9 protein-coding genes are annotated in these 11,706 nt (G+C 60.1%); 4 read left to right on the top strand and 5 right to left on the bottom strand.

Annotated elements, in window-relative coordinates; all coding sequences use genetic code 11:
* Positions 1 to 60: 60 nt before the first annotated feature.
* Together ACIOU6_RS20155 and ACIOU6_RS20160 are read right to left on the bottom strand one after the other, a co-directional pair.
* A complete protein-coding gene (locus ACIOU6_RS20155) occupies positions 61 to 3,531 on the bottom strand; it encodes a NahK/ErcS family hybrid sensor histidine kinase/response regulator (protein ID WP_401138710.1) in 3,471 nt (1,156 codons plus the stop codon).
* A 222-nt stretch (positions 3,532 to 3,753) separates the two neighbouring features.
* A complete protein-coding gene (locus ACIOU6_RS20160) occupies positions 3,754 to 4,293 on the bottom strand; it encodes a TetR/AcrR family transcriptional regulator (RefSeq protein ID WP_401138711.1) in 540 nt (179 codons plus the stop codon).
* Between the two features lie 91 nt (positions 4,294 to 4,384).
* Between ACIOU6_RS20160 and ACIOU6_RS20165 the strand changes: the two genes are divergently transcribed.
* The 4 genes from ACIOU6_RS20165 (at position 4,385) to ACIOU6_RS20180 (ending at position 9,165) form a co-directional block, all read left to right on the top strand.
* A complete protein-coding gene (locus ACIOU6_RS20165; protein WP_401138712.1) occupies positions 4,385 to 5,572 on the top strand; it encodes an MFS transporter in 1,188 nt (395 codons plus the stop codon).
* Positions 5,573 to 5,624: 52 nt separating this feature from the next.
* Positions 5,625 to 5,936, top strand: a complete 312-nt coding sequence (locus tag ACIOU6_RS20170; protein ID WP_221732216.1) for a cupin domain-containing protein — start codon at positions 5,625 to 5,627, stop codon at positions 5,934 to 5,936.
* 105 nt (positions 5,937 to 6,041) lie between these two features.
* On the top strand, positions 6,042 to 7,193 hold the full coding sequence (locus tag ACIOU6_RS20175; RefSeq protein WP_401138713.1) for a TDT family transporter: 1,152 nt from the start codon (positions 6,042 to 6,044) through the stop codon (positions 7,191 to 7,193).
* Positions 7,194 to 7,290: 97 nt separating this feature from the next.
* On the top strand, positions 7,291 to 9,165 hold the full coding sequence (locus tag ACIOU6_RS20180) for an MFS transporter (protein WP_401138714.1): 1,875 nt from the start codon (positions 7,291 to 7,293) through the stop codon (positions 9,163 to 9,165).
* Between the two features lie 114 nt (positions 9,166 to 9,279).
* On the opposite strand, the gene sugE is transcribed toward ACIOU6_RS20180, so the two are convergent.
* The 3 genes from sugE to rdgC all read right to left on the bottom strand — a co-directional run bounded on the left by sugE (position 9,280) and on the right by rdgC (position 11,704).
* Positions 9,280 to 9,594 (bottom strand): quaternary ammonium compound efflux SMR transporter SugE, encoded by a 315-nt coding sequence (sugE, locus tag ACIOU6_RS20185; protein WP_221732219.1) that lies wholly within the window; start codon positions 9,592 to 9,594, stop codon positions 9,280 to 9,282.
* Between the two features lie 119 nt (positions 9,595 to 9,713).
* Positions 9,714 to 10,679, bottom strand: coding sequence for a bile acid:sodium symporter family protein (locus tag ACIOU6_RS20190; protein WP_401138715.1), 966 nt, complete (start codon positions 10,677 to 10,679; stop codon positions 9,714 to 9,716).
* Positions 10,680 to 10,825: 146 nt separating this feature from the next.
* Positions 10,826 to 11,704, bottom strand: a complete 879-nt coding sequence (rdgC, locus tag ACIOU6_RS20195; protein ID WP_401138716.1) for a recombination-associated protein RdgC — start codon at positions 11,702 to 11,704, stop codon at positions 10,826 to 10,828.
* Positions 11,705 to 11,706 lie beyond the last annotated feature (2 nt).

An 11,706-nucleotide genomic window follows, 5' to 3' on the forward strand; every position in this document is an offset into this window, starting at 1 on the left:
GAACTCTGGGCGCGCGAGCTTGCTCACGAAGGCATCAGCCGTTTCGCTGCAAACCGAGATTTACAGCGGTAAATACCGACTCAACAACGCTCGCAACGCCGCCGGTTTCACCGGTTTTGCCAGATAATCCAGGCCCGCCGCGTGTACCTGCGCGACCATCTCGGGGCGCCCATCGGCGCTGATCACCACGCCCGGCACCGGCTCGCCCAGAGTTGTGCGCAACCACGCCATTAACTCGGTCCCGGTGTCGCCGTGATCAAGGTGATAGTCGACCAACGCCAGTTGCGGCCGCACCCCCTCGCTGAGCAGTGCGGCGCATTCTTCACGATTGCGCGCCGTCCACACTTGGCAGCCCCAGCGGCTCAACAAGCTGTTCATGCCGATCAGAATGCTGTCTTCATTGTCGATGCACAGCACCTGAGCGCCGCTCGGCAACTTGCCATTGATCTCGGCAACGACGCCCACCGGTGTGGTTTGCGTGCGAGCCAACGGCACACTGACACTGAACACACTGCCGTGCCCCGGCCAAGAGCGCACCCGCAGCGTATGACCGAGCACGCGACACAAGCCATCGGCGATCGCCAACCCAAGGCCGAGGCCTTTTTCGGCGCGCGTCTGGTGGCTGTCGAGGCGTTTGAACTCCTCGAAAATAACGTGCTGCTTGTCTTCCGGAATACCAGGCCCACGATCCCAGACCTCCAGACACAATTCCCCGTTACGTCGCCGCACACCCAGTAAAACCGGGCCTTTGGCGTAACGGTAAGCGTTGGTGAGGAAGTTCTGCAAAATCCGGCGCAGCAACTTGATGTCGCTGTCGATGCGCAAATGACTCCCACGCACGCGGAACGTCAAACTTTGTTCCTGGGCCAGCGCCTTGAACTCCGCCCCCAGCGTGTCGAACAGTTCATTGACTGCAAACGGCTTGCGATCCGGATTGATCTTGCCGTTTTCCAGGCGCGAAATGTCCAGCAGATCGCTGATCAAGTCTTCAGCCGAGCGCAACGAACTGTCGAGGTGCTGGACCAGTTTCTGCGCCTCGCTGCTCAAGCCGTCGTCCTGATGGGAGAGGGCGGCAGAGAACAGTCGTGCGGCGTTCAATGGCTGCATCAGGTCATGACTGACGGCGGCGAGGAAACGGGTTTTCGATTGGTTCGCCGCCTCGGCGGTGCCCTTGGCGTCGGTCAACGCGACGTTGAGTTGCGACAATTCCTGCGTCCGTTCGCTGACCCGTTGCTCCAATCCTTCATTGGCTTCGGTCAGTGCTTGCTCGGCTTCGCGGAACGCGGTGATGTCGGTGAAACTCATGACGAAACCGCCGCCGGGCATCGGGTTGCCGATCAGCTCGATCACCCGGCCGTTGGGGAACAGTCGTTCGGAAGTGTGCGCGCGACCCTGGCGCATCCAGTGCAGGCGTCGGGCAACATGTACTTCCGCTTCGCCGGGGCCACACAAACCGCGCTCGGCGTTGTAGCGAATGATGTCGGCAATCGGCCGGCCTACGCTGATCAAACCTTCCGGGTAGTTGAACAGTTCCAGATAACGACGGTTCCAGGCCACCAGTTTCAGCGACTGGTCGACCACGCTGATGCCTTGGGTGATGTTTTCAATCGCACCTTGCAGCAGCGCCCGATTGAATTGCAGGACCTCGGAAGCTTCGTCAGCGATACGCACTACGTCCTCCAGTTGCATCTCCCGACCTTCAATAGCGGCTTTTACTACAGCGCGCGTCGAAGAAGCGCCGAGTACACCGGCCAGCAAGCGCTCGGTGTGGGCGATCCATTCGCCGTCAGCGTTCTGGTTCGGGTTGTAGCCTTTGCCCTGACGATAAGCGAAACGAATGAAGCTCTGCCGCGCGCGTTCTTCACCGACAAACCGCGCCGCCAGTTGCAGCAAGTCGTCGATCTGCACCGCCAGCATCGAGCGCGCGCTCGGGCGGGCGCTGATTTCCTGGCCGATAAAACGCCCGGCCTGCCAGTGCTCCGACACCCGTGTGCGGGATAACACCGAGACCCACGCAAACAGGGTGAAGTTACCCGCCAGTGACAGCACCACGCCTTGAGTCAACGGCGAGATCGGCAGGTTCAGCGGGTTGCCGTGCAGCCAAGCCAACCCCGGGAAGCTGCTCAGCGACCAACCCAGACTGTGGGCAGCAATAGGCAGAACCAGCGTGTAAAACCACAGGAACGTGCCAGCGGCGAGGCCGGCAAAGACGCCACGGCGGTTCGCCTGTTTCCAGTACAAGGCGCCGAGCATGGCCGGGGCGAGTTGGGTGACCGCGGCGAAGGCGATCTGGCCAATGGTCGCCAGGCTCGCCGTCGAGCCCAGCAAGCGATAGCTGACGTAAGCCAGCAGCAAGATCACCACGATGCTTACGCGCCGTACCGAGAGCATCCACTGACGGAACACTTCGAACGGGCGCTCGGCGTTATTGCGTCGCAGCAACCACGGCAACAGCATGTCGTTGGAGACCATCGTCGACAGCGCCACACTGGCGACAATCACCATGCCGGTGGCCGCCGAAGCGCCGCCGATAAACGCCAGTAACGCCAGCGCCGGATGGGCCTGCGCCAGTGGCAGGCTGATCACGAACGAATCGGGCAGCACGTCGCTCGGTAGCAGCATCTGACCGGCGAGGGCGATCGGTACCACAAACAGCGCGGCCAAGGCGAGGTATGCCGGGAACACCCATTTGGCCAGGCGCAGATCCTGCGGATCAATGTTCTCGACCACCGTGACGTGGAACTGCCGGGGCAGACAGATGATCGCCATCATCGCCACGCCGGTCTGCACCACCATCGAAGGCCAGTTAATGGTCTCTTTCCAGTATTGCTCAAGGCGCGGGGCGAGCATCGCTTGGTTGAACAGATCGTCGAAACCGTCGTAGAGGCCATAGGTCACGAAGGCGCCGACGGCCAGAAACGCGAAGAGTTTGACCAGTGATTCGAACGCAATCGCCAACACCATGCCCCGGTGGTGTTCCGTGGCATCGAGGTTGCGGGTGCCGAAGACAATGGTGAACAGCGCCAGCACCAGTGACACGATCAGCGCCGTGTCCTGGCCGCGAGTGCCCATGGCGTCGACGCCGGCGCCGATCAACAGGTTAACGCCCAGGACGATACCTTTGAGTTGCAGGGCGATATAGGGCAGGACGCCAACCAGGCAGATCAGCGCCACGACCACCGCCAGCGATTGTGATTTGCCGTAGCGCGCCGCGATGAAGTCGGCGATGGAGGTGATGTTCTCCTGTTTGCTGATCATCACCATTTTTTGCAGAACCCACGGCGCGCCCACTAAAAGCAGGATTGGCCCGAGGTAAATCGGCAGAAATGCCCACAATTGCTCGGCGGCCTGGCCGACTGCGCCGAAGAATGTCCAACTGGTGCAGTAAACGGCCAGCGACAGGCTGTACACCCAGGCACGCATTCGCGGTGGCAGCGGTGTGCTGCGACGGTCGCCGTAGAAGGCGATGGCGAACATGATGGCCATATAGGCCAGGGCGACGGCGGCGATCAGCCCGGTGGACAACGACATGCAACACTCCCGACAGAAGACTCCCTGGCACTCCTGCCCGGGCGGACAGTCTCGCATGAGTGTGGCGGTTAGTCAGTGTCGACCAAGGTCTTGGCGTGGCGGGGTGTCGCAGATGTGGAACCGGGTGGTTTTCATGGTGACTTGTCGGGCTTTTTCGCGAGCAGGCTCGCTCCCACATTTGGAACGTATTCCCCTGTGGAAGCGAGCGTGCTCGCGAAGACGTCAGCCCTGCAACGCGATATCAATCAACCGATGCAGCTCTTGCACCTCAAGCGCCGACGCCGAAAACAGAATGCGAAACACCACCGGCGACACCACCAGATTGATCAGCCGATCAACGCTTGGTGCCGGCTCATCGGGGTGGCGCTCAATGATGGTCTGCAACTGCGCCCCGATAATCGTCACGCAATGGCCTGGCGTCGCGCTCGCCTGCACGTCGCGCATCATGTTGCGCCCAGGCTCGGAACTCATTTCATCGAGATACTGCTCAGCCCACGCGCGAATATCGCCGCGCAGGCTGCCGGTTTCAGCCGGCGCGCTGTCGGGGCGCATGCGGGCGAGGGCGACGTCGGCCAGCAACGCAGCCAAATCACCCCAGCGCCGATAGATCGTCGACGGCGTAACGCCTGCGCGCGCCGCGATTTGCGGGACGGTCACGCTCGAGCGCTCCTGTTCTTGCAGGAGTGCGTGAACAGCCGAGTGAATCGACTCTTGCACCCGGGCGCTGCGACCGCCGGGGCGTAAACCTTCTTTAATAGCCATGCGGCAGACCTTAACACAAAGAATTTGCTTTAAGCGGTGGGCGGTAGCACACTCCGCAAAAGCAAAAAATTAGCTTTAGCGGAGTGTGCCCATGAATAGTCCCGTTTCCCATCGTTCGAACTTGTGGTTTCTGGCGATCACCTTACTCAGTTTTCTCGCCGCTTCCACTGCGCCGACGCCGTTGTATCACCTGTATCAGGATCAGCTGCATTTTTCGGCAGCAGTGCTGACCCTGATTTTCGGTGTCTATGCACTGAGTCTGCTGGCGGCGTTATTAACCGTCGGTTCGCTCTCCGATCACCTGGGGCGCAAACCGGTGATCTTCACGGCTGTGCTGCTCAATGCGCTGGCGATGTTGCTGTTCATTTATGCCGACAGCGTCAGTGGGTTGATTGCAGCGCGGGTTCTGCAAGGCTTCGCCACCGGCATGGCCACCGCGGTTTTAAGCGCCACGTTGCTGGACACCGACCGCCAGCAAGGGCCGTTGATCAACAGCGTTGCACCGCTGCTGGGCATGGCGCTGGGCGGCATGGGCTGCGGGTTGCTGGCCGAGTTCGCCCCGGCGCCGTTGCAACTGACTTACTGGCTGCTGCTGGCGCTGTTTGTGGTGCAGGCGCTGTACGTCTGGCGTTTGCCGGAAAGTGTAACGCCGCAAGCCGGGGCGTGGGCGTCATTGCGGCCGACGTTGCATGTACCGATTCAGGCCCGTGCAACGTTGTGGCGAGTGTTGCCGCTGAACACCGCAACCTGGGCGCTCGGCGGTTTCTATGCCTCCCTCGCGCCATCGCTGGTGCGCGCCGCCACCGGTTCCACTTCCAACCTGGTCGGCGGCGCAACCGTGGCGGCATTGACCGTGACCGGCGCACTGATGATCTTCACCCTGCGCAGTCGCAGCGCCAAACGGGCCTTGCAGTTGGGTGCGAGTCTGCTACCGATGGGGCTGGTGCTGATTCTGCTTGGCGTGCACAGCGCCAGTCTGTCGCTGTTTTTCCTCGGCACGCTGGTGGCAGGCTGCGGCTTTGGCGCCGGGTTCCTCGGCGCCGTGCGCAGTCTGGTGCCACTGGCCTTGGCTCATGAGCGCGCCGGGTTGATGTCGGCGTACTACGCGCTGAGTTATCTGGCGTTCTGCCTGCCAGCGTTGCTCGCCGGATACTTGGCACGCCGCTTTGGTTTGCTCGCGACCACCGATGGCTATGGTGCGGTGCTGATCGTGTTGGCGCTAGGCGCTTTGTTGCTCAGTCTGCGTGCTCAACCGGCCAAGGTGTGCAACGCTCCATAACCGGCGCGGTTTCGGTTAGCCTTGCCCGGCCATTCTTCTCACGGATCGACTCATGAAGATTATTCGCAGCAAAACTTTCACTGCTGACCGAGCCTGGGGTGCGCTGGACATCGCCAACATGAACGGCATCACCACACGCCTGCATTGGACCGATCAGCCCTATAAATGGCACGTCAATGATGGCGAGGAAGTGTTCGTGGTGCTCGATGGGCAAGTGTCGATGCATTACCGCGAGGAGGGCGAAGAAAAACAGGTGCAGCTTGACGTTGGCGACATCTTCTACGCCTCGGTTGGCACCGAGCATGTCGCCCATCCGCAAGGCGCGGCGCGGATTCTGGTGATCGAGAGCGAAGGTAGCGTTTGACTGCTTATTGGCAAAACAGATAACAGTTAGAGATATTACCCGTTATATAGATATTCGATTCGGTTCTACCATGGACTCAACCTCACCAGAGGACAGGAGTTCACGATGACTTGCCCCAACAGCGCCAAACCCGGCGTCAAGCCGTTCAATCAACTTCAGCATCCGCGTGAAGTGATCCGTCAATTCACCCCTAACTGGTTCGCCGCGTCCATGGGCACCGGCGTGCTGGCGTTGGCACTGGCGCAATTGCCGTTGACCCTTCCCGGGATGCACGCTGTGGCCGAAGGGTTGTGGTTGTTCAACATCCTGTTGTTCTCATTGTTTAGTGCTGCTTACGCCGCCCGCTGGATGCTGTTTTTCGACGAGGCGCGGCGGATTTTCGGCCATTCCACCGTGTCGATGTTCTTCGGCACCATTCCCATGGGGCTGGCGACGATCATCAACGGCTTTCTGGTGTTCGGTCTGCCGCGCTGGGGCGATGGGGTGATTCAGCTTGCTGAAGTGCTGTGGTGGGTTGATGTGGCGATGTCGCTGGCCTGCGGCGTGTTGATCCCGTACATGATGTTCACGCGCCAGGAACACAGCATTGATCAGATGACCGCCGTTTGGCTGTTGCCAGTCGTGGCTGCGGAAGTCGCGGCGGCCAGCGGTGGTTTGCTCGCCCCGCACCTGACCGATGCCCACTCGCAACTGGTGGTGTTGACCACAAGCTACGTGCTTTGGGCATTTTCCCTACCGGTAGCGTTCAGCATTCTGACCATCCTGCTGCTGCGTATGGCCCTGCACAAACTGCCTCACGAAAACATGGCAGCGTCGAGTTGGCTGGCACTCGGACCTATCGGCACCGGGGCGCTGGGCATGTTGCTGCTGGGCGCTGATGCGCCGGCCATCTTCGCGGCCAACGGTCTACCGGGCATCGGTGAAATCGCTGCGGGTCTGGGACTTGTCGCTGGGATCACTTTGTGGGGCTTTGGCTTGTGGTGGATGTTGATGGCGTTGCTGATCACCGTTCGCTATCTGCGTGACGGCATCCCGTTCAACCTCGGCTGGTGGGGATTCACCTTCCCGTTGGGCGTGTATTCGCTGGCAACCTTGAAGCTGGCGAGCACTCTCAACCTGACATTTTTCAGTATTTTCGGCACGGTGTTGGTCGCTTTGCTGGCGGTGATGTGGCTGATTGTCGGCAAACGAACCCTGCAAGGCGCCTGGCGCGGCGAGCTGTTTGTCTCGCCGTGCATTGCAGGTTTGAAGAAATAACCTGAAAAGTTTAGGTAAGGTGTGGCCTGGATCGCGGTTCGAGATTCCAATAAGAAGTATCCAGGCCTCCCTCTACAAAAACAGGTACACACGGAAGATGAGCCACCCCTCACAGTTCAACCTGCTGCGCACCCGGCGCTTCTTGCCGTTTTTCATCACGCAGTCGCTCGGTGCGTTCAACGACAACGTGTTCAAGCAGTCGTTGATCCTCGCCATTCTTTATCGGCTGACCATCGAAGGTGACCGCTCCATCTGGGTCAACCTGTGCGCGCTGCTGTTTATCCTGCCGTTCTTCCTGTTCTCGGCGCTGGCCGGACAGTTTGGTGAGAAGTTCGCCAAGGATGCGCTGATCCGTCTGATCAAACTGGCGGAAATCGCCATCATGGCGGTGGGATCGGTCGGTTTCCTCTTCGATCATCTGTCACTGATGCTGGTCGCGCTCTTCGCCATGGGCACGCATTCGGCCTTGTTCGGGCCGGTGAAGTATTCAATCCTGCCGCAGGCATTGCGCGAGGATGAGCTGGTGGGTGGCAACGGGTTGGTGGAGATGGGCACGTTTCTGGCGATTCTGGCCGGGACCATCGGTGCCGGGGTCATCATGTCTTCTACTCATTACGCGCCACTGGTGTCGACCGCCATCGTCGGCATCGCGGTGCTGGGCTATCTGGCCAGCCGCAGCATTCCCCGTGCGGCGGCTGCGTCGCCGCAAATGCGCTTGAACTGGAACATCTTCAGCCAGTCCTGGGCGACCTTGAAACTGGGTCTGGGCCAGACGCCAGCGGTGTCGCGCTCGATTGTCGGCAACTCGTGGTTCTGGTTTGTCGGGGCGATTTATCTGACGCAAATCCCGGCCTACGCCAAGGAGTGGATGCACGGTGATGAGACCGTGGTCACGCTGATTCTTACGGTGTTCTCGGTCGGTATCGCGCTGGGGTCGATGCTCTGCGAAAAGCTTTCCGGGCGCAAAGTCGAGATCGGCCTGGTGCCTTTCGGCTCGTTCGGCCTGACTGTGTTTGGCCTGCTGCTGTGGTGGCATTCCGGTGGAATTCCCGACAGCGTCACCGGCCATAGCTGGACCGAAGTGCTCGGCTTCGCACACACCTGGGCAGTGTTGATCGACATTCTCGGTCTTGGCGTTTTCGGTGGTTTCTACATCGTGCCGCTGTACGCACTGATTCAGTCGCGCACCGCCGAGAACGAGCGGGCGCGGGTGATCGCGGCCAACAACATTCTCAACGCACTGTTTATGGTGGTCTCGGCGATTGTCTCGATCGTGTTGCTGAGTGTGGCCAAGTTGTCGATTCCGCAGCTGTTTCTGGTGGTTTCGCTGCTGAACATCGGCGTCAACGCCTACATTTTCAAGATCGTTCCCGAGTTCAGTATGCGTTTCATGATCTGGCTGCTCAGCCATTCCATGTACCGCGTGGAGCATCGCAATCTGGAAGCGATTCCGGATGAAGGTGCAGCGCTGCTGGTGTGCAACCACGTTTCGTTTGTCGACGCTTTGCTGATTGGCGGCGCGGTGCGTCGGCCGATTCGCTTTGTCATGTACTACAAGATCTACAACCTGCCGGTGCTGAACTTTATCTTCCGCACGGCGGGGACAATTCCGATTGCCGGACGCAACGAAGACATTCAGATCTACGAAAAGGCCTTCAGCCGGATAGCCCAGTATCTGAAGGACGGTGAGCTGGTGTGTATCTTTCCGGAAGGCAAGTTGACGGCCGATGGCGAGATCAACGAGTTCAAGGGCGGACTGACGCGGATTCTGGAGGAGACACCGGTGCCGGTGATTCCGCTGGCATTGCAGGGGTTGTGGGGGAGTTTCTTCAGTCGCGATCCGAACAAGGGCGTGTTCCGCCGGTTGTGGTCGCGGGTGACGTTGGTGGCCGGACCGGCGGTGGCTGTGGAAGCCGCGCAGCCGGCGAAATTGCAGGAGTTGGTGGGGGCGTTGCGCGGGACAGTCAGATAGTCGCTGACTTCAAGGGCCCCTTCGCGAGCAAGCTCGCTCCCACATTCAGCCGCGTTCTGTCAGAGGAATACGGTCAACTGAGGGCGCGGGCTTGCTCGCGAAAGCAGTTGTGGCCTAAGCGCTGACCTTGAGGCCAATCAACCCGGTAATGATCAACGCCACACTGGCCAGCCGAATCAGCGCCATCGACTCGCCAAACAAAATGATTCCGGCAATCACCGTGCCCACGGCACCGACGCCGGTCCAGATCGCATAAGCCGTGCCCAGCGGCAACTCCTTCATCGCAAGGCCCAGCAGGCCAAGGCTGATGGCCATGGCCGCAACGGTCAGTGCGGTGGGGAGCGGGCGGGTGAAGCCGTCAGTGTATTTCAGGCCGACGGCCCAGCCGACTTCAAACAGGCCGGCGCAAAACAGAATGATCCAGGACATGGGAGACCTCCATCGATTGATGGGGTCGTCCCCGGGTTAATGACTCGATCGAGCCGCAGGGTCGTCCCCGCGTTGCGAAATAGTCTGACGAGCATTAACCCAAGGATCAAGTTTTGAAATCAGTCCACTGTTTGTCGTGACAGCATTTGACGATCTTCTTTCTCACTCCTTCGCCGGAAGTATGTCGAAAGCAGTGCCCCGGAAATGTTGTGCCAAACGCTGAACAGCGCGCTCGGCACTGCCGCCAATGGCGAGAAATGCGCGCTGGCCAGCGCGGCGCCCAAACCGGAGTTCTGCATCCCGACTTCCAGTGCCAGCGATTTGCGCTGGGCCAACGGCAACTTGAACAGGCGCCCGGTGAAGTAACCCAGCACGTAGCCGAAGCTGTTGTGCAGCATCACCACGGCCATGATCAGCAGGCCGGATTCGGCAATTTTCGCCTGACTGGCCGCTACCACGGCGGTGACGATGATCACGATGCTGACCACCGACACCAGAGGCAACACATCGACCGCGTGGCGAACCCTATCGCCGAGCAAACGTTGAGCAACGACGCCGAGGATGATCGGCAGCAGCACCACTTGCAGGATCGACCAGAACAGCTCCATGAATGACACCGGCAACCACGCCGAGGCCAGCAGCCAGATCAGTGCCGGGGTCAGCAGCGGGGCGAGGAGGGTGGTGACGGCGGCGATGGCCACCGACAGCGCCAAGTCGCCGCGGGCCAGCCAGGTCATCACGTTGGAGGAGGTGCCGCTGGGGCAGCAGCCAACCAGAATCACACCGACAGCAATTTCTGGCGGTAGGTGAAACGCTTGGCACAACAACCACGCCACGCCGGGCATGATCACGAAATGCGCGACCACGCCCAGCGCTACACGCCATGGGTGGCGGGCAACGGCAGCGAAGTCGTCGAGTTTGAGGGTCAGGCCCATGCCGAACATCACCAGTCCGAGCAACGGCACGATGGCGCCTTTGAGGCCAAGGAACCATGCCGGTTGCAGGAACGCCACGACGGCGAAAATCAGAACCCAGTAAGCGAAGGTGTTGCCGACAAAGCGGCTGAGTGCAGCCAGTGCGCGCATGGCCCGATCCTTATTATTAGTCACACCACAAAACCAATTGTGGGAGCGGGCTTGCTCGCGAAGGCGTCGGGTCAGCCAATATTTATTTGAATGACACACCGCTTTCGCGAGCAAGCCCGCTCCCACAGTTTGAACTCCGTTGGTCTTTAGATCCCCTGCGGAGTCTCTTCCCCGCCCAGCGCTTCAACCAGCGCCGGCAGGAAGTCGCCGAACGTCAGCATCATCAGGGTGAAGCTGGCGTCCAGTTGGCCTAGAGCTTCGTCGCCGCCGTCCTGTTCCGCCTGATCCTGCAACAGGTCTTCGAACTTCAGGCGCTTGACGGTCATTTTGTCGTCGAGCATGAACGACAACTTGTCCTGCCAGGCCAGCGACAACTGAGTGACGACTTTGCCGGTGCTCAGGTGCAACTGGATTTCTTCGCTGGTCAGGTCCTGGCGCTTGCAGCGCACGATACCGCCGTCTTCGTGGGTGTCGCGCAGTTCGCACTCGTCCAGTACATAGAAATCGTCGGCGGCTTTTTGCGTGGTGACCCAATCAGTCATCACAGCGGTCGGTGCCATCTTCACGGTCAGCGGACGGACGGGCAGGGTGCCGATCACTTCACGCAGCGTGGAGAGCAGGTCTTCGGCACGTTTCGGGCTGGCCGAGTTGACCAGGATCAGACCCGTTTTCGGCGCAATGGCCGCAAAGGTCGACGAGCGACGGATGAAGGCACGCGGCAGGAAAGCCTGGATGATTTCATCCTTGATCTGATCGCGTTCCTTCTTATAGACCTTGCGCATCTGCTCGGCTTCGATCTCTTCGACCTTTTCCTTGACCGCGTCACGCACGACGCTGCCAGGCAGAATGCGTTCTTCTTTACGTGCAGAAATCAGCAGGAAGTCACCGCTGACATGCACCAGTGGAGCATCTTCGCCTTTACCGAATGGCGCGACGAAACCGTAGGTGGTCAACTCCTGGCTTGCACATGGACGCGCCAGTTTGGTGGCCAGTGCAGTTTCCAGCGCCTCGGCATCGACAGGCAGGG

Origin of the sequence: Pseudomonas sp. NPDC087615, assembly GCF_044743445.1 — a bacterium.
Taxonomy (GTDB): domain Bacteria; phylum Pseudomonadota; class Gammaproteobacteria; order Pseudomonadales; family Pseudomonadaceae; genus Aquipseudomonas; species Aquipseudomonas baetica_A.